Here is a 24,600-nt window from a genome sequence, read left to right as displayed (position 1 = left end):
GGTTGATGTAGTGCCCGTCGCAGTGGAGTCGCGCCGCGGCCGGCGCCCCACCCCCCGCCAGCCCCCCCCGCGGGGGTGGGGCGCCGCGGCGGTCGGCGGGGGGGCGGGGGGGGGGCGCGCGGGGGTCGGGCTCGGGGGCGGGGGGGGGGCGGGGGTGCGCGGCGGGGGGGGGGGGGGGGGGGGGGCGCGGCGGCCCCCCCCCGGGGGGGGGGGGGGGGGGCCCCCCCCCCCCGCCACTGCTGTGTCCGGGCGGTGCAGGGTCGCCTGGGTGCGGTAGGTCGGCGTCGATCCGGTGGGGCCAGTGAACGTTCCCGCCCACGAATCCCCACCCTCACCCACCCCGTTTCCCCACTTTCCCCCCTGTGCCCCGCGATGAACCGCGGGGTGGGGGCGTCGGCCCCTCGCGTTGTGCTTTCACCTGGGCTTTTACTGCTTTTTGGGCTGATGTGTGACCAAGCCCGATCGGCTCGGCTCGTGTCGGTGATCACGTCGGGAATTTTCCCCCACCTTCTGCAATAAGCGTTGACCAGCAAGTATTGGGCAAATTGGGCGACAACACGCTGTTATCCACCTTGTGAGTGGGGGAAAGTGGGGTACTGTGGTGCGCAGCGGGGAGCGAAGGTGAACCGCCCGGGCATACGGCGTTCGATACGAACGTGGTGGGAGGTGTCGAGTGTTTCTCGGTACCTACACGCCGAAGCTCGACGACAAGGGGCGGCTCACGTTGCCCGCAAAGTTCCGGGATGCGCTGGCGGGAGGGTTGATGGTCACCAAGGGTCAGGATCACAGCCTCGCGGTGTATCCCCGGGAAGAATTCACCGCTCTCGCACGCAAGGCCGCGGCCGCGTCGAGAAGCGATCCGGAGGCGCGAGCCTTCGTTCGCGGACTGGCGGCAGGTACCGATGAGCAGCACGCAGATGCCCAGGGGCGCATCACCCTCTCGGCAGATCACCGTCGTTACGCGGGTCTCTCCAAGGACTGCGTAGTGATCGGTTCGGTCGATTTCCTCGAAATCTGGGATGCGCAAGCCTGGCAGACCTACGTCGAGGCGAACGAGGAGAACTACTCGCAGGCAACAGGAGTCGCGCTCGGCGAGATCGTCTGAGCGTGACCGCGTCCCCGCGAATGCCGCGAGGCCTCTGTCCGACGGAACCCTGACGCACTTCCCCAGCGCCAGGTTTTCATTTCGGGCAGGGACCTCGAAGCATTCGCCACGGCAACTGGCCGACAAGAGAAGTTCGAGCAGTGAACCCCGGCTTCGGGCGCTTCACCCGCACCACAGAGCAGGAGCCGGAGGGATCATGGTGGATCACGAGGGGGAAGATTCCTCGCCCGCCGATGGTTTCGGTCACATCCCGGTTCTGCTTCACCGCGCAGACGAGCTGCTGGGCCCCGCCCTCACCGTGAACGACCCGCAGGGCGGGGGAGCCGTCATGATCGACGCGACCCTCGGTCTCGGTGGTCATTCCGAGCACTTCCTGCGGACCTACCCTCAGCTGAGGCTCATCGCCCTCGACCGTGATCCGCACGCGCTCGAGATCGCCGGTGGCCGGCTCGCTCCGTTCGCCGATCGCATCACGTTCGTGCACACCCGCTACGACGGCATCGAGGATGCGCTCGCCCAGGCGGGCCTCCCCGCGCAGGAGTCGGTGCACGGGATCCTCTTCGACCTCGGTGTCTCCTCGATGCAGCTCGACGAATCGGATCGGGGATTCGCGTACTCGATCGACGCTCCCCTCGACATGCGGATGGACCCGACCACCGGCATCACCGCGGCCGAGGTCCTCAACACGTACAGCCACGGAGACCTCGCTCGCATCCTCAGCACGTACGGCGAGGAGCGCTTCGCAGGCAAGATCGCGTCGGAGATCGTCCGGCAGCGCGCGAAGGAGCCGTTCACCACCAGCGCAGCGCTGGTCGAACTGCTGTATCGCTCCATTCCTGCGGCGACCCGCCGTACCGGGGGACATCCGGCCAAACGGACGTTCCAGGCCCTTCGAGTGGAGGTCAACGGCGAGCTCGATTCACTGCGCGCCGCGGTCCCGGCAGCACTCGACGCGTTGACCGTCGGGGGACGCGTCGTGTTCATGTCGTACCAATCCCTGGAAGACCGGGTCGTCAAGCAGGAAATCACTCCCAGGTCGAAGTCGAAGAGCCCCGAGGGGCTTCCTGTCGAACTGCCGGGGATGGGACCGGAGTTCCGGATCCTCACACGGGGGGCGGAGCGGGCGTCCGAGCAGGAAGTCGAAGAGAACCCACGATCAGCCCCGGTGCGTTTGCGCGCTGCAGAAAGAATTGCCAGGAGGTCGGCGGCATGACGGTTCAGGTGAGTTCCACCGAGATGCGGCCCGCGCGGGCGGCCGCCCGGACGGGCGCGGCTGAGCGGGCGTACAAGAAGCGCACCCAGCGCGCGGCCGTGCACAGTGGATCCGCGATCGCCGTCTCCGGTAAGAACCGCACCGGCACGCTCACCGCCCGCATCCCGTTCGTGGCAACGATCCTCGTTCTGCTCGCGATGGGCCTGGCCATGACATTGCTGCTGACCACCCGGTCCGCGGAGGACTCGTACCAGCTGAGCGCCGCCCGCGCTCACAACCAGTCGCTCGCGGAGGAGAAGGCGGCACTCGAGCGTGACGTCGAGACCGCCAACTCCGCCCCGAAACTGGCGGAGGAAGCAGCCAAGCTCGGCATGGTGCCCGCCAACGATCCCGCTCGCCTCGTCGTCCACCCCGACGGCAGCGTCGAGGTCGTCGGAAAGCCGGCCCCGGCGTCGGGTGCACCCGTGCCGCCGCTGGACGTCGCCCCGCCCACCCAGCGTGGCAACGCCGTCGCGACCGCCCCCAACCGCGGGACGACGACGCAGTCGCCGCGCGCCACGCCGCAGCCCGGCAATGGCACCGAGATCCAAGCGCAGGGTGAACAATTGGTTCCCGTGATCCCCTCGACCACCGCTCCGACGACTGCTCCACCGTCCGGCGGTCGCCGGTGAGTCGAAGCGCACCGAGAAGTCGTCCCCGGCGCCCCAAGGGCGCCGGTTCGGCGTCCTTTCCGTTCAGACAACGGTACGGACGCCTGGTGATGTTCTTGGCGCTCGGCCTCGCCGCAGTGCAACTTCTGTGGATCCAGGTTATCGACGCACCACAACTGTCCGCGGAGGCGGCGAACCAGCGCACCACCACCGAGGTGGATCCGGCGCTGCGCGGGTCGATCACCGACCGCAACTCCAACCCCATCGCATTCACGATGGAAGCGAAGGCCCTGACGTTCCAGCCCGCACGGGTGCGGAAGGAACTCGAGGAGGCGAAGGCCAAGAGCGACACCGCCCCCGACGTCGACTCCCGTCTCGACGCTATCGCGAAGGAGATCCACGACCGGCTCGGCGACGCCGCACCCGAGAAGGATCTGAAGGAGAAACTGCACGGCGACGACACGTTCGTCTATCTGGCGCGCAGCGTCGACCCCAACATCGCCGCGCAGATCAGTGACAAGTTCCCGGAGGTCGGACTCGAACGCCAGGACATCCGCGAGTACCCCGGCGGATCCCTCGCCGCCAACCTCGTCGGCGCCACCGGCTGGGACGGTCACGGACTGCTCGGCCTCGAGGACTCGCTCGACTCCACTCTTGCCGGCACCGACGGCTCCCAGACCTACGACCGAGGTTCCGACGGCGCGGTGATTCCCGGCAGCTGGCGCGACAAGCAACCGGCGGTGGACGGGTCGAGCGTCGAGCTCACCATCGACTCCGACCTGCAGTACTACGTCCAGCAGCAGGTGCAGATGGCGAAGGACAAGTCCGGTGCGAAGGACGCGTCGGCGGTCGTGCTCGACTCCCACACCGGTGAGGTGCTCGCGATGTCGAACGACAGCACGTTCAATCCGGCGATCGGGGTGGGCAACAATCCGCGGACCGTGGAGATGGGCAACCTGCCGGTGAGCACGCCGTTCGAACCGGGCTCGGTCAACAAGATCGTCACCGCGGCGGCCGCGATCGAGTACGGGCTCACCACACCGGACGAAGTTCTCGAGGTCCCCGGCAACATTCAGATGTCGGGTGTGTCGGTGAAGGACGCCTGGGACCACGGGGTCGCCCCGTACACGGCCACAGGCGTGTTCGGTAAGTCCTCCAACGTGGGCACTCTGATGCTCGCCCAGCGCGTGGGGGAGGACCGCTACGCGGACATGCTGTCCAGGTTCGGTCTCGGCCAGCGCACCGACGTCGGGCTCCCAGGTGAGAGCGCCGGCAGTGTCCCCAGCCGCGACCAGTGGTCGGGGGGCACGTTCGCGAACCTGCCGATCGGCCAGGGCCTGTCGATGACACTGCTGCAGATGACCGGCATGTACCAGGCGATCGCCAACGACGGCGTCCGCATCCCGCCGCGCATCGTGAAGGCGACGGTCGACGCGTCCGGGAACCGGACCGAGACCGAGACGCCCGAGGAGGTGACGGTCGTCAGCCCCCAGACCGCGTCCACCGTTCGCGACATGTTCCGGTCCGTCACCCAGGACGACACGGGCAACCAGCGGGGTACCGGGGTGCAGGCCGCCGTCGACGGATACCAGATCAGCGGCAAGACGGGCACCGCCCAGCAGGTCGATCCCGCCTGCAAGTGCTACTCGAACTCGAACTACTGGATTACGTTCGCGGGGATCGCCCCGGCCGACAACCCGCGGTACGTCGTCGGAATCATGCTCAACGCGCCGACACGCAGCGCGGACGGCTCCGGCGGGCAGTCCGCCGCACCGCTGTTCCACAACATCGCGTCCTGGATGCTGCAACGCGACAGCGTGCCGATGTCCCCGGACCCCGGACGCAGGCTGGTGCTGCAGGCCGATTGAGCGAAGGTCGGCCGAATCGGGTTCCGAGAGCTCTCGCGGTAATCTGACACGTCGGCCGTTCAGTGGACACGGACTTTTCCGTGGACGCAGGGAACTGCCGAGGTAGCACGCTGTATCGATCCGTGCACTACGCCGTTGTCAGTGAGAGTCGACATCCGAGAGGAGCCCGGTGCCTGTTCCGTCCCGCCCGCAGTCGGCGTCAGTGGAGGCGAAGGTCACAGACAGCCTTCGCCCCGCCCAGCCGGTCCGTACCACGGTGAGCGCTCTGGCAGCGCTCGCCGGAGCGAGGGTCGAGGCACCCACCGGAACCGCCGAGCACGTGATCGTCACCGGGGTGGATCTCCGCGCCCAGGGGATCATCGAGGGTGATCTGTTCGCGGCCCTTCCCGGGGCCCGCGCGCACGGCGCGGAATTCGCCGCCGACGCTCTCGCCCGCGGCGCGACCGCGATCCTCACCGACGAGGCCGGATTCGAGTTGGTGTCCGCACTGGGCTCCGACATGCCGGTGCTCGTCCACGACGACCCACGGGGTGTTCTCGGCGAGCTGTCGGCCACCATCTACGGCCGGCCCTCGGAGAAGATGCAGGTCATCGGTATCACCGGGACGTCGGGGAAGACCACGACCTCGTATCTCGTCGAGGCCGCGCTCACCGCCGCGGGGCGGACGACCGGTCTCGTGGGCACCATCGAGACCCGGATGAGTGGCCGCCGGGTGCCGAGCGCACTGACGACGCCCGAGGCGCCGCAGCTCCACGCCCTGTTCGCGGTGATGCTCGAGCAGGGCGTCGACACGGTGGTCATGGAGGTGTCCAGCCACGCGCTGTCGCTCGGCCGCGTCGACGGAGTCCGCTTCGACGTGGGCGCGTTCACGAACCTCTCCCAGGACCACCTGGACTTCCACCGCGACTTCGAGGACTACTTCGCCGCCAAGGCGCGGCTCTTCGCAGCCGATTCGTCCGTCCATGCACAGCACGCCGTCATCTGTGTCGACGACGTGTGGGGCCAGCGGATGGCCGACGTCGCGCGCGGCGCGCACTCGATGGTGACGACGGTGGGCACCACGCCGGAGAGTGAGGGCGCGGTGTGGACGGCGGGCCCGGCGACGGTGTCGTCCTCGGGCTCGCAGACCTTCGCGCTCACCACGGCCGAGGGCACCACACTCGACGTGGAGCTCCGTCTGCCGGGGCAGTACAACGTCGCCAACGCTTCCCTTGCCGTCGCGCTGTGCGCGGCGCTGGGTGTCGATCCGCGCGACGCCGTCGCGGGCATCGCCGGGGTCGACGTGCCGGGCCGGGTGCAGCGGATCGACCGAGGGCAGGACTTCCTCGCCGTCGTCGACTACGCGCACAAGCCCGCAGCGGTCGAGGCCGTGATCGCGACGCTGCGCGAGCAGGTGCACGGCCGCGTCGCCGTCGTCGTGGGTGCGGGCGGCGATCGCGACGCAGGCAAGCGGCCGCTGATGGGCGCCGCGGCCGCGCGCGGAGCCGACCTGCTGATCATCACGGACGACAACCCCCGCACCGAGGATCCGGCGAAGATCAGGGCCGCGGTCCGCGAGGGCGCTCTCGGAGTGCCCGAATCCGAGCGGGGACAGGTCTGGGAAGTAGCGGACCGAGCGAAGGCGATCGCCGACGCCGTCGGCTGGGCGCAGGCAGGCGACGTGGTTCTGGTCGCAGGCAAGGGACACGAGATCGGTCAGGAGATACACGGGGTGAAGTACCCATTTGACGACCGCGACGTACTGGGCGACGCGATCGAGCGACAGGTCGGAGGAGCGCGATGATCCCGATGACACTCGCTCGCGTCGCCGAGATCGTGGGCGGCGAACTGCACGACGTCGCCGATCCGTCGGCCGAGGTGACGGGAACGGTCGAGTTCGACTCGCGGAAGGTCACCGACGGGGGTCTGTTCCTCGCCCTGCCCGGCGCCCGAGTGGACGGCCACGATCACGCGGCCTCGGCGGTCGAGGCCGGTGCGGTCGCGGTCCTGGCGGCGCGCCCGGTCGGCGTCCCCGCGGTCGTCGTCACCCCGACACCGAGCGACATCCCGAGCAAGGCGATGGCACTCGAGCACGACACCGACGGATCGGGCGCCGCCGTGCTCTCGGCCCTCGCGAAGCTCGCGCGCGCATCCGTCGACGACCTCACCGCGAAGGGGCTCACCGTCGTCGGCGTCACCGGATCGGCGGGAAAGACGTCGACGAAGGATCTGCTCGCCGCCGTCCTGCGCCCCCTCGGCCCCGTCGTCGCGCCGCCCGGATCGTTCAACAACGAACTCGGCCACCCGTGGACCGCCCTCCGCGCGGACGCGGACACGGGATACCTGGTTCTGGAGATGTCGGCCCGCGGCCGCGGCCACATCGCCTCCCTCGCGACAATCGCACCCCCGAAGATCGGGGTCGTCCTCAACGTGGGTACGGCGCACCTCGGCGAATTCGGTTCGCGTGATGCGATCGCCGCCGCCAAGGGCGAACTCGCGGAGTCGCTGCCCTCGGCGGACGACGGTGGCGTCGCGATCCTCAACGCAGACGATCCGCTGGTGGCAGCCATGGCCCCGCGCACGTCGGCCCGGGTGGTCCTCGTCGGCCAGTCGGAGTCCGCGCACGTGCGGGCCACCGACATCGTGCTCGACGAGAAGGCAAGGGCGCGTTTCACTCTCACGGCGCCAGCGGGCAGTGTGCCCGTCGAGCTCGCCGTGCACGGCGAACACCAGGTCGGCAACGCGCTCGCCGCAGCGGCGGTGGCGCTCGAATGCGGGGCGGACCTCCAGCAGATCGCGCAGGCCCTCTCCGGTGCCGCCGCCGTCTCGGCGCGCCGGATGGACGTCCGCGACCGGCCGGACGGTGTGACCGTCGTCAACGATTCGTACAACGCGAACCCCGACTCGATGCGGGCGGCCCTGAAGGCGCTGGTGTCGATGGCCAGGACGGGCCGGGGTGCGGCGCGCCGGAGTTGGGCGGTGCTCGGAGAAATGGCCGAGCTGGGTCCAGAATCAGTGGTCGAACACGACGCCATCGGCAGATTCGCCGTCCGGCTGGACGTGAGCAGGCTGATCATCGTCGGAACCGGCAGGCCCGCCCGCGCCATGCACCAGGGTGCGGTCATGGAGGGTTCGTGGGGCGAGGAGTCGATGCTCGTCCCCGACATCGCCGGTGCGGTCGCCTTGCTCGAACAGGAACTGGCGCCGGGTGATCTGGTGCTGGTCAAGGCGTCGCAGTCCATCGGATTGTGGGAGGTTGCGGACACGGTGTTGGCGGGAAGCACGGGACAGAAGGGTTCGGAGGCTACGCGGTGAGACAGATCCTCTTCGCGGCGGGCATCGCGCTCGCCGTCTCGATTCTGCTGACCCCCGTTCTCATCAAAGCCTTCTCCCGTCAGGGATTCGGCCAGGAGATCCGTGTCGAAGGTCCGGCGAGCCACCAGTCGAAGCGCGGCACCCCGACGATGGGTGGCGTCGCCATCCTCGCCGGACTGTGGGCCGGCTACTGGGGTTCGCACCTGATCGGCATCGGCTACAACGCGGACGGGCCGTCGGCATCGGGACTGCTGGTTCTCGGTCTCACGACGGCGCTCGGCGGGGTCGGATTCCTCGACGACTTCATCAAGATCCGCAAGCAGCGCAACCTCGGTCTGAACAAGACAGCGAAGCTGGTCGGCCAGCTCATCGCGGCAGTGGCGTTCGGCATTCTCGCGCTGCAGTTCCGGGGCGCCAACGACCTCACGCCGGGCAGTGAACACCTGTCGTACGTGCGTGACATCGCGACGGTCACGATGGGCTCCGTCGTGTTCGTCGCGTTCTGCTACCTCCTGGTGAGCGCCTGGTCGAACGCGGTCAATCTCACCGACGGACTGGACGGTCTCGCTGCCGGTTCCATGAGCCTGGTGCTCGGCGCGTACGTGATCATCACGTTCTGGCAGTACCGCAACGCGTGCGAGACGAGTCCCGGCAAGGGCTGCTACGACGTCCGCGATCCGCTCGACCTGGCCCTGATCTGCGCGGCCGGTGCCGGTGCGTGCATCGGATTCCTGTGGTGGAACGCGGCGCCCGCCAAGATCTTTATGGGCGACACCGGTTCGCTGGCACTCGGCGGCATGCTCGCCGGACTGTCGATCACGACGCGCACCGAACTGCTGATGGTCGTGATCGGCGCGCTGTTCGTCGCCGAGGCGGCATCGGTCGTGATCCAGGTCGCGGTGTTCCGGTCGAGCCGAAGACGAGTGTTCCGGATGGCTCCGTTCCACCACCACTTCGAACTCGCCGGGTGGGCGGAAACCACGGTGATCATCCGGTTCTGGTTGCTGGCCGCCATCGCTTCCGCGATCGGGCTCGCGCTGTTCTACAGCGAGTACCTGGCAGCGATCGGGGGCTGACGACGTGGCAGAGGAACACGGCGGGCTCGACTGGTTGCGGGGTCGCAGCGTCCTCGTCGCCGGTGCGGGAGTCTCCGGCCGGGCCACCATCGAACCGCTTCGTGACCTCGGTGCGCTCGTCACCGTCACCGACGCGAACGTCGACGCCCTCGCCGAGTGCGCGCGTCTCGGCGCCGCGACCGTCCCGATCGACGATCTGCTCACCGAGCGGGACCGCGTCGCCGAGTTCGCGCTGGTCGTGACGAGCCCGGGGTTCCGTCCGGACGCGCCGCTGCTCTCGCTCGCCGCCGGGGACGGGGTGCCGATCTGGGGCGACATCGAGTTCTCCTGGCACGTCGACCGGGCCGGGCTCTACGGCCCGCCCCGGCGGTGGCTGGTGGTCACCGGAACCAACGGCAAGACCACGACGACCTCCATGCTGCAGTCCATCCTCGAGGCGGCCGAGCTGCCGAGTCTGGCCTGCGGCAACATCGGGCTTCCGGTACTCGACGCCCTGCGGCAGACCGAACCCCGGGCAGAGGTGCTGGCCGTCGAACTCTCATCGTTCCAGCTGCACTGGGCGCCGTCGGTCCGGCCGACCGCAGGCGCGATCCTCAACATCGCCGAAGATCATCTGGACTGGCACGGCGGGATGCAGCCGTACATCGATGCGAAGGCCCGCGCCCTGACCGGTGAGGTCGCGTTGCTGGGGCTCGACGACGAAGTCGCGTCCTCTCTCTTCTCCTCGTCCCTCGCAGACCGGACCCTGGGTTTCCGGCTCGGTGTGCCGGCGTCAGGCGAACTGGGTGTCGAGGACGGGTATCTCGTCGACCGCGCGTTCGCCGACGGCGAGCGGCTTGCCCCGGCCGAGGGGATCACCCCGCCCGGGCCTGCCGGACAGATGGATGCCCTGGCCGCGGCGGCTCTGGCCCGGGCGATCGGAGTTCCGCCGGACGCCGTCGCTGCAGGTCTGGCCGCCCACGTCGTGGGCCCGCACCGCGCGGCACACGTCGCCGACGTCGGGGGAGTGACATTCGTCGACGACTCCAAGGCCACCAACCCGCACGCCGCCCGCCCGTCGATCCTCGCCCACGAGCGGGTGGTGTGGATCGCCGGTGGTCTGCTGAAGGGTGCGCGGGTCGACGACCTCGTCCGCGAGGTGGCGGGTCGCCTCGCCGGCGCCGTCCTGCTCGGCCGCGATGCGAGGCAGATCGCAGAGTCCCTTGCGCGACACGCCCCCGAGGTTCCCGTGGTCACTGTCGAAACGGGAGACGATGCAGGTGTGAGTGCAGTCCCGCAGACCGCGACGCACCGGCTGGTGCTGCCGGCGGACACCGACAGCGACGCCGTGATGGGTGTCGTCGTGCGCGAAGCGGCTGCGCTGGCAACGGCGGGGGATTCCGTCGTCCTGGCGCCCGCGGCGGCCTCGCTCGACATGTTCGACAGTTACGGCCACCGGGGGCGCAGCTTCGCGGACGCCGTCGGCAGGCTCGACGAGTCGGACATCTCCAGGACGCTGCGATGACCTCCGCCGGAGCCCGCACCCGCCGCGTCCCCGAAGGACGGCGGTCCCCGCCCCGCACGGCGGCCGCCCCCGGGGTGGCGAAGCGTGCACCGTCGAGTCCCCGCACGCGCACGGCACCTCCGCGTGGCCCGCGCACCCGGATCGGGGCCTGGCTGTCGCGGCCTCTGGCGTCGTTCCACCTCGTGGTCACCATCGCGTTTCTGCTGACGGTCCTCGGCCTGGTGATGGTGCTGTCGTCCTCGAGCGTCGAGGCCTACGCCTCCGACGGTTCGGCATACACCCTCTTCACCCGGCAGGCGCTGTTCGCGGCTCTCGGGCTCGGCCTGTTCTACGCGGCGCTGCAGATCCCGGTCCGGGTGATGCGCGCCCTGTCGTTCCCGGCCTTCGCGGTCACGATCATCCTGCTGGTCCTGGTCCTCATACCCGGCATCGGCACCGTGTCCCAGGGCACCCGGGGTTGGTTCGTCGTGGCGGGATTCTCGTTGCAGCCCGCCGAGCTCACCAAGATCGCGCTGGCAGTGTGGGGTGCGCACATCCTGGCGTCGCGGCGCAGCGACATCTCCAGTATCCGGGACATGCTCGTTCCGCTGGTGCCGGCCGCGCTCGTCGCGTTCGTCCTGATCATCCTGCAGCCCGACCTCGGAACGACGGTCTCGCTGGCCATCATCCTGATGGCCCTGCTGTGGTTCGCGGGCCTGCCGCTGAAGCTGTTCATCGCGATCCTCGGGACCGGCTTCGGAGGAATCGTGATCCTCGCGCTCACCGCCGGCTACCGCTCCGCTCGCGTGCGCGAGTTCCTCAATCCCGGTTCCGACCCGCAGGGCATCGGGTACCAGTCGCGGCAGGCGATGTATTCGCTCGCCGACGGCGGCATCCTGGGGCGAGGGCTGGGGCAGAGCCGCGCGAAGTGGAGCTACCTGCCGAACGCCCACAACGACTTCATCTTCGCGATCATCGGCGAGGAGCTCGGATATCTGGGCGGCGCCGCCGTCCTCGGCTTGTTCGGACTGTTCGTGTACACGGGCCTGCGCATCGCGGCCCGATCCGCCGACCCCTTCCTACGCCTGCTCACCGGAACTGCGACGGTGTGGATCACCGGACAGGCATTCATCAACGTCGGATACGTGATCGGGCTGCTGCCCGTCACCGGCCTGCAGTTGCCGCTGGTGTCCGCCGGCGGAACGTCGACGGCCACCACACTGTTCATGTTCGGCCTCGTCGCCAACGCGGCGCGGCACGAACCGGAGGCGGTCGCGGCGCTGCACTCCGGACAGGACGGCCCGTTCGGTCGTCTCCTGCGGCTCCGCAAGCCGGAGGCGTATTCGCCGGTGCGGGCCGACGCGGCACGCGCCGAGGCGGTGCGCCGCGCCGAGGCCCGCCGGCGGGCCGGTCGGGAGATGGCCCCACGGACCCGCAGCGTCACATACGAGAAGGGCCGCCCCGAACGCGGCAAGGGCCGCACCCCCGAACGAGGTGCACGTCAACAGCGAAGCTCGGGTGGCCGAGCAGGAGAGCGAGGATTTCGTAGGTGAACGGCGACAAGTCCACCCTGTCGGTGATCGTGGCCGGTGGTGGTACCGCCGGGCACATCGAACCGGCTCTGGCAGTGGCCGATGCGATCAAGGCGATCGACGACACCGCGGTGGTGACCGCTCTCGGTACGGCGCGTGGCCTCGAAACCACCCTGGTTCCCGAGCGGGGCTACCCGCTCGAGCTCATACCGCCGGTGCCGCTGCCCCGTAAACCCACCCTCGACCTGCTGCGACTTCCCGGTCGGGTGCGCGCGTCGGTGCGCCGCACCCGCGAGGTGCTCGATGCGACCGGTGCCGACGTCGTCGTCGGATTCGGCGGGTACGTCGCGCTGCCGGCATATCTGGCGGCCGGCCCCGGACTGCTGCGCCGTCGGCGCCGCATTCCGATCGTGGTGCACGAGGCGAACGCCAGTGCCGGGATAGCGAACAAGATCGGTGCCCGCCGGGCCGCCCGGGTCCTGGCCGCGGTCGCCGGTTCCGGAGTCTCCGCACGCGGTCGCTCGGACGCGGAGATCCTCGGGATCCCGGTCCGGGCGTCGATCACCGGTCTCGACCGGGCGGCCCTGCGGGCGGAGGCGCGCGCACATTTCGGGCTCCCCGCCGACGGTCCCGTACTGCTCGTCTTCGGTGGTTCGCAGGGCGCGCGGTCGCTCAACGAGGCCGTGTCGGGCGCGGCCGAGTCGCTGGCAGCGGCCGGTGTGGCCGTCCTGCACGCGCACGGACCGAAGAACACCCTCGACGTTCCCGCGACACCGGGCGGCCCGCCGTACGTGGCCGTTCCCTACCTGTCGCGGATGGACCTCGCCTATTCGGCCGCGGACGCGGTGATCTGCCGGTCGGGTGCGATGACGGTGGCGGAGGTGTCGGCGGTGGGGCTTCCCGCGGTGTACGTGCCGCTGCCACACGGCAACGGGGAGCAGGAACTGAACGCGCGACCGGTGGTCGCCGCCGGAGGTGGAATGATTGTGGCCGACGGAGACCTGTCCGCCGGATTCGTCGCGGAGACCGTGATCCCTCTGCTGCGTGATCCCGCACAGCTCGAGGACATGGGGCGACGCGCGGCCGGCGCGGGTCACCGCAGCGCAGCCACCGAGGTTGCGCGCATCGTGCTCGACGTGGCCGCGCTGACAAGGGGAACCCGATGACCGACCTGCCCGCGGAGTTGGAACGTGTCCACATGGTCGGGATCGGCGGCGCCGGAATGTCCGGAATCGCGCGGATCCTGCTGGCCAGGGGTGGGCAGGTGTCCGGATCGGACGCCAAGGAGAGCCGCGGCGTCCTCGCGCTGCGTGCCCGCGGCGCGCACGTGCGGATCGGTCACGACGCCGGCGCGCTCGACCTGCTGCCCGGCGGCCCGACCGTCGTGGTCACCACGCACGCCGCCATCCCGAAGGACAACCCGGAACTCGTGGAGGCGGCCCGGCGCGGCATACCGGTGATCCTGCGACCCGCGGTGCTGGCCTCGCTGATGCAGGGGCACCGTACCCTGCTGGTGTCGGGCACCCACGGTAAGACGTCGACCACGTCGATGCTGGTGGTGGCGCTGCAACACTGTGGTTTCGATCCGTCGTTCGCAGTTGGCGGCGAACTCAACGAGGCCGGAACCAACGCCCACCACGGCAGCGGCGACGTGTTCGTCGCGGAGGCCGACGAGAGCGACGGTTCGCTGCTCCAGTACGAACCGGACGTCGTCGTCGTCACCAACGTCGAAGCCGACCACCTCGACTACTTCGGCAGCACCGAGGCGTACATCCAGGTGTTCGACGATTTCGCGGCGCGTCTGTCGCCCGGCGGTCTGCTCGTCTCCTGTCTCGACGATCCGGGGTCCGCGGCGCTCGCGCAGCGGGTGGCGGCGCGGGGACTGCCCGGTGTGCGGGTGCTGGGATACGGCAGCGCCGAGAACACCGACGGGGCCTTCGCACCCGTCGACGGCGTCGAGGTCGGCGCGCGGTTGCTGAGTTTCGAGGCCCGGGACGTCGGCGGAGTGCTGCAGTTCCGGCTGGCCGGCGAACAGTCGCCGAGGACGGTCCGGATGGGTGTGCCCGGCAGGCACATGGCGCTCAACGCTCTGGCCGCTCTCCTCGCCGCCCGGGAAGCCGGTGCCGACGTGGACGAGATCCTCGAAGGCATTGCCGGATTCGGGGGAGTGCACCGCCGGTTCCAGTTCACCGGCCGCGAGCACGGGGTCCGCGTGTTCGACGACTACGCGCATCACCCCACGGAGGTGCGTGCCGTGCTCGGCGCCGCCGCCGATCTGGTGCGCCAGCCCCACGAGGCCGACCGTCGCGAATCCGAGGACTCGGTGCGCAGCGGCAAGGTCATCGTGGTGTTCCAGCCCCACCTGTACTCCCGCACAGCAACATTCGCGGAAGAATTCGGGCACGCGCTCGACCTCGCCGACGAGGTCGTGGTCCTCGACGTGTACGGCGCGCGGGAAGAACCGCTCCCGGGTGTCAGTGGCGCCCTGGTCGCGCTGTCGGTGTCGAAGCCGGTGCACTACCAGCCCGACCTGTCGCAGGCGCCGCGGCAGGTCGCGGCCCTCGCGACCCCCGGGGACGTGGTGATCACCATGGGTGCCGGTGACGTGACGATGCTCGGCAACCAGATCCTCGACGCTCTGCGTGCGGCTCCGCACCACCACCCGTCGCGATGACGCGGGAGCGTCGGGGCCGGTCGGAGCGGCCGGACCGCCCTGTCCGCCGCGACGTCCAGCGCAGTCCGAGGCCGGGGCGTGAGGCCGGTGCCCGCGCGACGGCGAGCGATCGGACGTCCTCGCGTCGGCGCACCTCGACGGTCACCGACCCCGGAACGCGGCGCACCCGCGAATCGGCTTCGGCGGCACGGAAGCCCGCGGCGGCGGAGACGTCGCAGCGACCGTGGTACCGGCGGCCCGCGGTGATGGGCGTCGTCGGTGTCGTCGTGGTCGTGGCGCTCGGCCTCGTCGCCTGGTTCACGCCGCTGCTGTCGGTGCGGGAGACGGACGTCGCGGGGGCGACGTCCGTCTCCGAGGAGCAGATTCGCCAGGTGCTGGCGGTGCCGCAGGGGCAGCCGTTGCTGCGTGTCGACACGGAGGGCGCGGCTCAGCGGGTCGCCGCGATCCCGAAGGTGGCGTCCGCGCGCGTCCAGCGGGTGTACCCGTCCACCATCCGGGTCACGGTAACCGAGCGGGTGCCCGTCGTGTTCGTCGACAACCCTGGCGGTACCCATCTTCTCGACGCGGAGGCCGTGGACTACGAGATCGCACCGCCGCCGCCGGGGGTGCCGCGTCTGGTGACGGAGACGCCGGGGTGGGGCGACCCGTCGACGGAGGCTGCGATCGAGGTGCTGGAGTCGATGCCGCCTCAGCTCCGCGGTCAGGTGGGACAGATTGTGGCGAAGTCGATTTCGGATATCGCGGTGACGTTGCTCGACGGCCGGACCGTGGTGTGGGGCGGCACGGAGAAGTCCGAGCGCAAGGCTGCGGTCACCCTGCCGCTGCTCACCCAGCCCGGGCAGACGTACGACGTGTCGAGTCCCGACCTGCCGACGGTGCGGTGAGGGGTCGTGACCCGGATGCGAAAGAGTTGCGGGCGAGTTCGTCAAATAACTCGGCGCGTCTCGGCGCGCCTAATGGCGTATCCGTATGGCGGTGCATAGCGTTTCGCTCTAGTCGGGCAGCACTTGACATAACCGTAACCCTATGGTTGAGGTTGAGGGTTCAGGCTGGACTGATCTGTACGAAAGCGTGATACACACTCATGGAAGGCGAGAGCCGATGACGCCCCCGCACAACTACCTCGCCGTAATAAAGGTCGTCGGCATCGGCGGCGGCGGCGTGAACGCAGTCAACCGGATGATCGAGCAGGGACTCAAGGGAGTCGAGTTCATTGCCGTCAACACCGACGCGCAAGCGCTGCTGATGAGTGACGCCGACGTCAAGCTCGACGTCGGCCGGGAGCTCACCCGCGGGCTCGGAGCCGGCGCGGATCCCGAAGTCGGCCGCAAGGCCGCAGAAGACCACAAGGACGAGATCGAGGAAGTCCTCAAGGGCGCCGACATGGTGTTCGTGACCGCAGGCGAGGGCGGCGGCACGGGTACCGGCGGCGCACCGGTCGTGGCGAGTATCGCGCGCAAGCTCGGGGCCCTCACCGTCGGTGTCGTCACCCGCCCCTTCTCCTTCGAGGGCAAGCGCCGCGGCGGCCAGGCCGACACCGGCATCCAGTCGCTGCGTGAATCGTGCGACACCCTCATCGTGATCCCGAACGACCGCCTCCTGCAGCTCGGTGACGCCGCAGTCAGCCTCATGGACGCGTTCCGCAGCGCCGACGAGGTCCTGCTCAACGGTGTCCAGGGCATCACCGACCTCATCACCACCCCCGGTCTGATCAACGTCGACTTCGCCGACGTCAAGGGCGTCATGTCCGGCGCGGGTAGCGCGCTGATGGGCATCGGATCCTCGCGCGGCGAGGGCCGGGCCATCAAGGCCGCGGAATCGGCGATCAACTCTCCGCTGCTCGAGGCGTCGATGGAGGGTGCGCGCGGCGTGCTGCTCTCGATCGCCGGTGGCAGCGACCTCGGCCTGTTCGAGATCAACGAGGCGGCGTCGCTGGTGCAGGAAGCTGCCCATATCGACGCGAACATCATCTTCGGCACCGTCATCGATGATTCGCTCGGCGACGAGGTGCGGGTCACCGTCATCGCCGCCGGGTTCGACGGCGGCGCCCCCGCCCGTCGGCCGGTCGAGTCGGGCGCCGCCGGTCGCAGTGCCATCGGTGCCGGGCGGGCGGGCGAGGTCGGACAGCAGGCCGAGCAGCAGCACAGCGAGCCGATGTCGGTGACCCGAGAGACGATCAGCTCCCACCAGAGCCCGAGCAGTCTGCCGCCGCTTCCGGGAAACGGTCAGTCCCGTGCGGTGCCGGTGTCCGACGAGGAGGGTGAAGACGAAGTCGACGTGCCCTCCTTCATGCGTCGTTGAGTTCGTCGTCAGCCCCCGATTTCAGGGTTCGCCGGGTCGTCACCACCCGTGCCGGCGGGCAGTCCGTCGCACCGTACGACACGTTCAACCTCGGTGATCGCGTCGGCGACGATCCGGCCGCGGTGGAGGCGAACCGGCGTCGGCTGGCCGACAACATCGGCGTGGCCTTCGACCACTTGGTCTGGATGGAGCAGATCCACAGTCGCAACGTGACCGTGGTCGACGGGCCCACCGACGTGCCGGTGCCCGCCACGGACGCGCTGGTGACGACGGTGCCGGGGCTCGCACTCGCGACCCTCAGCGCCGACTGCGTCCCGGTGCTGCTGTCCGACGACGAGGCCGGGGTGATCGCCGCCGTCCACGCCGGCCGGATCGGCGCCCGCATCGGCATCGTTCCGCGGGTGCTCGACGTCATGGTCGAGCAGGGGGCGCGGGTCGACCGGATCGGCGCGTTCCTGGGTCCGGCGGCGAGCGGCCGACAGTACGAGGTTCCCGCGGCGATGCAGGCGGACGTCGAGAAATTCCTTCCCGGCAGCGCCACCCGCACCGTCAAGGGGACCCCCGGCCTCGACCTGCGGGCCGGCCTGCGGAAGCAACTGCTCGACGCGGGTGTCTCGGGGGTGGCGGAGGATCCGCGCTGCACCATCGAGGACCAGACACTGTTCAGTCATCGCCGGCAGGCCCCGACCGGTCGCCTCGCGGCGGTGATCTGGATGGATACTGGGCAAGACAGCGTGTGACGACGGCCGCCGGCGGCGGCGAGGATTCGGTGTGGGAGTGGACAACGTGGGCAGGGTCGGGGAGATCGAGGCTGCGCTGGGCGCCGTGCGCGCACGGCTCGACGCGGCGTGCCGGGACGCCGGCCGCGACCCCGCGGAGGTGTCGCTGCTGCCCGTCACCAAGTTCTTCCCCGAATCCGACGCGCGAATCCTGTACGACCTCGGGTGCCGCGAGTTCGGGGAGTCACGTGAGCAGGAGGCCACCGCCAAGATCGCGGAGTTCCGGGCCGCGGTGACGGACCCGTCGGTGCGGTGGCACATGATCGGGCACCTCCAGCGCAACAAGGCGAAGGCCGTCGCGCACTGGGCGTACGCCATCCACTCGGTGGACAGCGAACGACTCGTCGGCGCCCTCGGCCGCGCGGCGACCGCGGCTCTCGAGGCGGGGGAGCGGCCCGAGCCTCTGCGGGTGCTGCTCCAAGTCAGTCTGGACGGCGATCCGCAGCGCGGCGGTGCCGGGATCGCCGACCTCGAACACCTTGCCGCGCAGGTGCAGTCGTCGCCGGGACTCGAATACCGCGGGCTGATGGCGGTTCCGCCGATCGACGCCGACCCGGACGCGGCGTTCGAGGAACTGGAGAAGATACACGCGCGGCTCAGGCGCGACCATCCGGATGCGACGGACCTCTCAGCAGGCATGACGAATGATCTCGAGCACGCTGTCCGGCACGGGTCGACGTGCGTGCGTGTCGGAACCGCGCTGTTGGGTTCGAGGCCTATAACCTCGAAGTAGATCGCCCAGGTGATCGCCAACCCGTCCACACCGCTGCGACCGGTCGCAGTTGGATCCTGTCCGCCGCGCCAAGGAAGGTCGATCAATGAGCAGTCTGCACAAGTTCAAGGCTTACTTCGGCATGGTTCCCCTCGACGACTACGAGGACGAGTACCTGGACGAGCCGGAACCTGCGCGCAGGCCCGCTCGACCGGCGCGTGACAGTGGACGTGACCCGTATCTCGACCGCGACGACCGTGACTTCGCGGAGCCGGCCTTCAGTAAGGCTGCCTACGCTCCCGGCCGCCGGGACGACCTCGACGACGACTTCGACCGGTACGACGGACCGCGGCACTCGTCCCGGGTCGAACCCGTGGCCGTCCGGTCGGCCCGTCCCAGTGCGAGCGGTGCCGTGCGCGGCAGCACCCGTGGCGCGCTGGCCGTCGACACGCGGTCCGAGCGGGTGGAGAGTCGTCGCGGACCCCTCTTCGACGAAGGGGGCCCGCTGTCCAAGATCACCACGCTGCGTCCCCGCGACTACGGGGAGGCCCGGACCATCGGCGAGCGGTTCCGTGACGGCACCCCCGTCATCATGGACCTCGTCGAGATGAGCAACGCCGACGCCAAGCGCCTCGTCGATTTCGCCGCCGGACTGGCATTCGCGCTGCGCGGGTCCTTCGACAAGGTGGCCACGAAGGTGTTCTTGCTCTCACCCGCAGACATCGACGTCTCCGCCGAGGAGCGTCGCCGCATCGCGGAAACCGGCTTCTACAGCCAGAAGTAAACCGGGGAGCGGGGGAAACGACCATCGGGATCCGAACGTCCGAAACGACGCGGGCCGCGGCGGCTGTGGCGGAGAAAGCCCTGGCCACGCGGCTCGTTTTGATCGGCCGGACATTCTCAGGCAGAGTGAAGGTGTGGCCTTGTTCTCGGTGATCTACTTGATACTGTTTGTCTTTTGGCTGCTACTCATCGGCAGAATCATTGTCGAGTTCGTACGGACCTTCGCACGAGACTGGCGGCCAACCGGCGTCGTGGTCGTCATCCTCGAAGCGATTTTTACGGTCACCGATCCTCCGGTCAAACTGCTCCGGCGGTTGATCCCCCCGATCAATCTCGGGGGGGTGCGGTTGGATCTATCCATCATGGTCTTGCTGTTCATCGTCTTCATCCTGATGTCGATCGTTCAGGGACAAGCGCGTGCTACGGGTCTGGTGTGACAGAATGGACCCCATTGATCCAGTCTTGTTTCACCGTTACGTAGACTGCGCTGTAACTGAATGCTTGCTAGACCGCCAAATGACGCGTGAAGGGATCCTTCCATGCCGCTGACTCCCGCTGATGTGCACAATGTCGCGTTCAGCAAGCCACCGATCGGTAAGCGGGGCTACAACGAAGACGAAGTCGATGCGTTTCTCGACCTCGTCGAGCAAGAGTTGTCGCGCCTGATCGAGGAGAACGCCGACCTTCGGCAGCGAGTAGGGGAGCTCGACAAGGAGCTCGCCGATGCGAAGAAGGCTCCACGCTCCGCGTCCGCAGCACAGACTCCCGCCCCCAAGGCGGAGCCGGCTCGTGTCGTCGAGCAGCCCAAGGCTCCCGCGCCGGCACCGGCTCCCGCCGCTGCGGCTGCGGCCGCTCCTGCACAGGGCGCCGACGCACACATGCAGGCCGCCAAGGTTCTGGGTCTCGCCCAGGAGATGGCGGACCGCCTCACGAGTGACGCGAAGACGGAGTCCGAGCAGCTGCTCGGCAACGCGCGCACCAACTCGGAGCAGCTGGTCAGCGATGCACGGACCCGTTCCGAGACGATGATCGCGGACGCCCGCCAGAAGTCGGAAGCGCTGATTACCGACGCTCAGACCCGGTCCGAGACCCAGCTGCGCCAGGCCAAGGAGAAGGCCGACGCGCTGCAGGCGGACGCGGAGAAGAAGCACACCGAGATCATGGCGACGATCAACCAGCAGCGTTCCGTGCTGGAGGGTCGTATCGAGCAGCTCAAGACATTCGAGCGCGAATACCGTGTGCGCCTGAAGTCGTACCTGGAGTCGCAGCTCGAGGAACTGGAGCAGCGGGGATCCGCGGTTCCGGTGGACGGCGGTCAGGATTCGTTCGCGCAGGGTGGATCGCAGTCCAATTACAGCCAGTCCTACGCCAAGGGCAATAGCTGACTGAGCGCGCGGTAGTTGCCCAGCCAGCGGCCCGGATAGAGGTTGAGCCGTGCTGGTCGTGACACTCGCTCTTGCAGCGGTGGGGTTCGCTCTCCTGGTGGTGGCTCTGATGACCGGTTCGGTCGTGTGGGCCTGGGGATGCATCGTAGTGTGCGTCGCCGGAGCGGTCCTGCTGCTCGTCAGCGCCCTCGCGGGCAAGAAGGCGGCGACCGTGCCGGGGCAACCCGCGAGCGGTGTCCCCGGTGAACGCGGTCCCGCTCGGGACGCGGATACGACGCCCGGTTCCGACGAGGGCGACTGAGCTGCCGCACGCCGGTGGCGGCTAGACTGCATTCAGCGAATAATTCAGTAACCGAGTTTCGCGGCGACGATCCGGCCATCACCGGGGAGCCTTCGGAAGAACGGCCGGCACGCCGGCTCAGTAGAACCGAACGGGTGGGCCCGTCACAGCCTGGCACCGAGAGGCGCCCTCCGGGGTGCAAGCGGGGTGGTACCGCGGTGGTGACGCAGGAGGCGTCTCCGTCGTCCCCGTGCCGAGTACGTCAGGCACGAGGAGATCGCGGTGACCGACACCAGCAACGTGACCAGCAGCAACGAGTCCTACCCCAAGGTCGACTACGGCGTCTCCCAGGATGCGGGTGTCCGGTTCCCCCAGATCGAGCAGCGTGTGCTGGCCGGCTGGGACGAGGACGACACCTTCCGGGCATCGGTCGCCCAGCGCGACGACGCCCCCGAATTCGTGTTCTACGACGGTCCGCCGTTCGCGAACGGTCTCCCGCACTACGGCCACCTCCTGACGGGGTACGTCAAGGACCTGATCCCGCGGTTCCAGACCATGCGCGGCAACAAGGTCGAGCGCCGATTCGGCTGGGACTGCCACGGACTGCCCGCCGAACTCGAGGCGGAGAAGCAACTCGGGATCAAGGACAAGTCCGAGATCGACGTCATGGGTCTCGAGAAGTTCAACGAGTACTGCAAATCCTCCGTGCTGCGGTACACGGACGAGTGGCGCGACTACGTCACCCGGCAGGCCCGGTGGGTCGACTTCGACAACGATTACAAGACCCTGGACCTCGACTTCATGGAGTCGGTCATGTGGGCGTTCAAGGAACTGTTCGACAAGGGCCTGATCTACCAGGGCTTCCGTGTGCTGCCGTACAGCTGGTACGAGCAGACGCCGCTGTCGAACCAGGAGACCCGGCTCGACGACGCGTACAAGATGCGCCAGGATCCCGCCGTCACGGTCGACATGCCGCTGCACGGTGAGGGCCCGCTCGACGGCGCCAACGCGATCATCTGGACCACCACGCCGTGGACGCTGCCGTCCAACCTCGCTGTCGCGGTGCACCCGGACATCGACTACGTCCAGGTGACGGGCGCCGACGGCAAGCGCTACGTGCTCGCCAAGGATCGGCTGGGTCACTATGCCCGCGAACTCGGCGAGGCACCCGAGGTGCTGTCGGAGCACAAGGGTTCGGACCTCGTCGGGCTCCGCTACGACCCGCCGTTCGACTTCTTCGTCGGACACGAGAACGCGCACCGCGTCATCTCCGCCGACTATGTCACCACCGAGTCCGGTACCGGAATCGTCCACCTCGCACCGGCTTTCGGTGAAGAGGACATGGAGTACTGCACGGCGAACGGAATCGAGATCGTGCAGCCGCTCGACCCGGGCGGCAAGTTCACGGCGATGGTGCCGCCCTACGAGGGTCTCCAGGTGTTCGACGCGAACCCCGTGATCATCAAGGACCTCAAGGCTGCTGGAAAGTTGCTGCGGCACGAGACGATCGAGCACTCGTACCCGCACAGCTGGCGCAGCGGGCAGCCGCTGATCTACATGGCGGTCCCGTCGTGGTTCGTCGCGGTCACCAAGTTCCGCGACCGCATGGTCGAGCTGAACCAGGACATCACGTGGGTCCCCGAGCACATCCGCGACGGACAGTTCGGCAAGTGGCTCGAGGGCGCGCGCGACTGGAACATCAGCCGCAACCGATACTGGGGCAGCCCGATTCCGGTGTGGGTGTCCGACGACCCGGCGTACCCGCGCACGGACGTGTACGGCTCGCTCGACGAACTCGAGCGCGACTTCGGGGTGCGCCCGACGGATCTGCACCGGCCGATGATCGACGACCTGGTGCGTCCGAACCCCGACGACCCCAGCGGGAAGTCGATGATGCGGCGCGTGCCCGAGGTCCTCGACTGTTGGTTCGAGTCCGGGTCGATGCCGTACGCGCAGGTGCACTACCCGTTCGAGAACCGCGAATGGTTCGACAGCCACTTCCCGGGCGATTTCATCGTGGAGTACAACGGCCAGACCCGCGGCTGGTTCTACACGCTGCACGTGCTGGCGACGGCGCTGTTCGATCGTCCCGCCTTCAAGACCGTTGCGGCCCACGGCATCGTCCTGGGCGAAGACGGACTGAAGATGAGCAAGTCCAAGGGCAACTACCCGGACGTGAAGGAGGTGTTCGAGCGCGACGGCTCGGACGCCATGCGCTGGTTCCTCATGTCCTCGCCGATCCTGCGCGGGGGGAACCTCGTCGTCACCGAACAGGGCATCCGCGAGGGTGTCCGGCAGGCGCTGCTGCCGCTGTGGAACGCGTGGAGCTTCCTGCAGCTGTACGCGCCGACGTCCGGTGAATGGCGCACGGATTCGACGAATGTCCTGGACCGGTACATCCTCGCGAAGCTGGCCGGAACCCGGGACGCCATCACCGGCGCGCTCGAGACGAACGACATCGCCGGGGCGTGCGACGAACTGCGCACGTTCTGCGACGCGCTGACGAACTGGTATGTGCGGCGGTCGCGTTCGCGCTTCTGGGACGAGGACAAGGACGCCGTCGACACCCTCCACACGGTGCTCGAGGTGGTCACCCGGCTCGCCGCTCCGTTGCTGCCGCTGGTCAGTGAGGTGATCTGGCGGGGACTGACCGGCGGACGGTCCGTGCATCTCGCGGACTGGCCTGCCCAGGGTGAGCTGCCGGCTGATGCGGAGTTGGTGTCGGCGATGGACGAGGTGCGGTCGGTGTGCTCGACGGTGCTGGGCCTGCGCAAGGCGCAGAACCTCCGGGTGCGGCTGCCGCTGCCCGAGGTGACGGTCGCGTCCGACGACGCGGAGCGCCTGCGCCCGTATCTGGGTCTCATCGCCGACGAGGTCAACGTCAAGAAGGTCGACCTCACCACCGACGTGGACGTGCACGGCCGGTTCGAGCTCGTCGTCAACGCGCGCGCCGCGGGGCCGCGCCTGGGCAAGGACGTGCAGACCGTCATCAAGGCCGTCAAGGCCGGTGACTGGTCGGAGAACTCGGACGGCGTCGTCGTCGCGGCGGGGATCGAGTTGCTGCCGGAGGAGTACACGCAGCGGCTGGTCGCCGCCGAACCGGAGTCGACGGCAGCCCTGCCCGATGGGGCCGGTTTGGTCGTCCTGGACTCGGCGGTCACCGAGGAACTGGAAGCCGAGGGGTGGGCGAAGGACCGTATCCGCGAGTTGCAGGACGCGCGGCGCGCCGCCGGGCTCGAGGTGTCCGACCGGATCACCGTCGTCCTCGACGTGCCCGCGGAACGGCGGGACTGGGCGCTCGCGCACCGGGAGCTGATCGCGGGCGAGATCCTCGCCGTCGAGCTGGAACTGGCCGAGGCGCCGGGCGACGCCGTCGAACTCGGTGAGGGTGTGCGGGCGGCGATCGCCAAGGCATGACCTGTCGGACCGGGCGGGTATTTTGCACCAGGTGAGTCGTCGGTGGGT

At 69.0% G+C, this 24,600-nt stretch carries 20 protein-coding genes; all 20 read left to right on the top strand.

The genetic code is table 11. The features are described 5' to 3' along the window. The first annotated feature begins 673 nt into the window (after positions 1 to 673). Positions 674 to 1,105: a division/cell wall cluster transcriptional repressor MraZ gene (gene mraZ, locus QM806_RS03755; RefSeq protein WP_005247637.1), complete on the top strand. Its 432-nt coding sequence runs from the start codon at positions 674 to 676 to the stop codon at positions 1,103 to 1,105. Positions 1,106 to 1,301: 196 nt separating this feature from the next. Next, positions 1,302 to 2,318, top strand: a complete 1,017-nt coding sequence (gene rsmH / locus QM806_RS03750) for a 16S rRNA (cytosine(1402)-N(4))-methyltransferase RsmH (RefSeq protein WP_005260190.1) — start codon at positions 1,302 to 1,304, stop codon at positions 2,316 to 2,318. After that, positions 2,315 to 2,989, top strand: a complete 675-nt coding sequence (gene ftsL / locus QM806_RS03745) for a cell division protein FtsL (RefSeq protein WP_005260195.1) — start codon at positions 2,315 to 2,317, stop codon at positions 2,987 to 2,989. Before rsmH ends, ftsL begins: the two co-directional genes overlap by 4 nt. Further along, a complete protein-coding gene (locus QM806_RS03740) occupies positions 2,986 to 4,836 on the top strand; it encodes a peptidoglycan D,D-transpeptidase FtsI family protein (protein WP_037204871.1) in 1,851 nt (616 codons plus the stop codon). The genes ftsL and QM806_RS03740 overlap by 4 nt, the downstream gene beginning before the upstream one ends. Before the next feature lie 169 nt (positions 4,837 to 5,005). Beyond that, on the top strand, positions 5,006 to 6,619 hold the full coding sequence (locus QM806_RS03735; RefSeq protein WP_043793274.1) for a UDP-N-acetylmuramoyl-L-alanyl-D-glutamate--2,6-diaminopimelate ligase: 1,614 nt from the start codon (positions 5,006 to 5,008) through the stop codon (positions 6,617 to 6,619). Next, entirely contained in the window at positions 6,616 to 8,130 is a 1,515-nt protein-coding gene (locus QM806_RS03730; protein ID WP_054248934.1) for a UDP-N-acetylmuramoyl-tripeptide--D-alanyl-D-alanine ligase, read from the top strand. The genes QM806_RS03735 and QM806_RS03730 overlap by 4 nt, the downstream gene beginning before the upstream one ends. Beyond that, positions 8,127 to 9,206, top strand: a complete 1,080-nt coding sequence (gene mraY / locus QM806_RS03725) for a phospho-N-acetylmuramoyl-pentapeptide-transferase (protein WP_005247625.1) — start codon at positions 8,127 to 8,129, stop codon at positions 9,204 to 9,206. The genes QM806_RS03730 and mraY overlap by 4 nt, the downstream gene beginning before the upstream one ends. Before the next feature lie 4 nt (positions 9,207 to 9,210). Then, positions 9,211 to 10,710 (top strand): UDP-N-acetylmuramoyl-L-alanine--D-glutamate ligase, encoded by a 1,500-nt coding sequence (murD, locus tag QM806_RS03720; protein WP_283290371.1) that lies wholly within the window; start codon positions 9,211 to 9,213, stop codon positions 10,708 to 10,710. Further along, positions 10,707 to 12,242 carry a putative lipid II flippase FtsW gene (gene ftsW, locus QM806_RS03715; protein ID WP_064080879.1) on the top strand — a complete coding sequence of 512 codons (1,536 nt, stop codon included), beginning with the start codon at positions 10,707 to 10,709 and terminating at the stop codon, positions 12,240 to 12,242. Before murD ends, ftsW begins: the two co-directional genes overlap by 4 nt. Next, positions 12,239 to 13,387, top strand: a complete 1,149-nt coding sequence (gene murG, locus QM806_RS03710; RefSeq protein WP_005247177.1) for an undecaprenyldiphospho-muramoylpentapeptide beta-N-acetylglucosaminyltransferase — start codon at positions 12,239 to 12,241, stop codon at positions 13,385 to 13,387. The genes ftsW and murG overlap by 4 nt, the downstream gene beginning before the upstream one ends. Next, positions 13,384 to 14,895 carry a UDP-N-acetylmuramate--L-alanine ligase gene (gene murC / locus QM806_RS03705; RefSeq protein WP_283290368.1) on the top strand — a complete coding sequence of 504 codons (1,512 nt, stop codon included), beginning with the start codon at positions 13,384 to 13,386 and terminating at the stop codon, positions 14,893 to 14,895. The genes murG and murC overlap by 4 nt, the downstream gene beginning before the upstream one ends. Then, the gene (locus QM806_RS03700; RefSeq protein ID WP_240960505.1) at positions 14,892 to 15,779 is read left to right on the top strand and encodes a cell division protein FtsQ/DivIB; all 888 of its coding nucleotides are present in this window, start codon (positions 14,892 to 14,894) and stop codon (positions 15,777 to 15,779) included. The genes murC and QM806_RS03700 overlap by 4 nt, the downstream gene beginning before the upstream one ends. Positions 15,780 to 15,996: 217 nt before the next feature. Continuing rightward, on the top strand, positions 15,997 to 17,196 hold the full coding sequence (gene ftsZ, locus QM806_RS03695) for a cell division protein FtsZ (protein ID WP_005247614.1): 1,200 nt from the start codon (positions 15,997 to 15,999) through the stop codon (positions 17,194 to 17,196). Continuing rightward, on the top strand, positions 17,193 to 17,936 hold the full coding sequence (gene pgeF / locus QM806_RS03690; protein ID WP_283290366.1) for a peptidoglycan editing factor PgeF: 744 nt from the start codon (positions 17,193 to 17,195) through the stop codon (positions 17,934 to 17,936). Before ftsZ ends, pgeF begins: the two co-directional genes overlap by 4 nt. A 37-nt stretch (positions 17,937 to 17,973) precedes the next feature. After that, positions 17,974 to 18,708, top strand: coding sequence for a YggS family pyridoxal phosphate-dependent enzyme (locus tag QM806_RS03685; protein ID WP_269591685.1), 735 nt, complete (start codon positions 17,974 to 17,976; stop codon positions 18,706 to 18,708). An 85-nt stretch (positions 18,709 to 18,793) separates the two neighbouring features. Then, complete coding sequence (locus tag QM806_RS03680; protein WP_005574458.1) at positions 18,794 to 19,471, top strand: cell division protein SepF; 678 nt, start codon at positions 18,794 to 18,796, stop codon at positions 19,469 to 19,471. A gap of 133 nt (positions 19,472 to 19,604) precedes the next feature. After that, on the top strand, positions 19,605 to 19,907 hold the full coding sequence (locus tag QM806_RS03675; RefSeq protein WP_005247609.1) for a YggT family protein: 303 nt from the start codon (positions 19,605 to 19,607) through the stop codon (positions 19,905 to 19,907). 102 nt (positions 19,908 to 20,009) lie between these two features. Beyond that, positions 20,010 to 20,855, top strand: a complete 846-nt coding sequence (wag31, locus tag QM806_RS03670) for a DivIVA-like cell division protein Wag31 (RefSeq protein WP_005260217.1) — start codon at positions 20,010 to 20,012, stop codon at positions 20,853 to 20,855. Between the two features lie 49 nt (positions 20,856 to 20,904). Continuing rightward, the gene (locus QM806_RS03665) at positions 20,905 to 21,156 is read left to right on the top strand and encodes a hypothetical protein (protein ID WP_005574455.1); all 252 of its coding nucleotides are present in this window, start codon (positions 20,905 to 20,907) and stop codon (positions 21,154 to 21,156) included. A gap of 261 nt (positions 21,157 to 21,417) precedes the next feature. After that, positions 21,418 to 24,552, top strand: a complete 3,135-nt coding sequence (ileS, locus tag QM806_RS03660; protein ID WP_005574454.1) for an isoleucine--tRNA ligase — start codon at positions 21,418 to 21,420, stop codon at positions 24,550 to 24,552. The last annotated feature ends 48 nt before the right edge of the window (positions 24,553 to 24,600 follow it).

Source organism: Rhodococcus sp. IEGM 1351, assembly GCF_030056875.1.
Classification (GTDB): domain Bacteria; phylum Actinomycetota; class Actinomycetes; order Mycobacteriales; family Mycobacteriaceae; genus Rhodococcus_F; species Rhodococcus_F opacus.
Note: the sequence above shows the minus strand (reverse complement) of the source record. Positions and strands in the feature narration are given on the sequence as shown.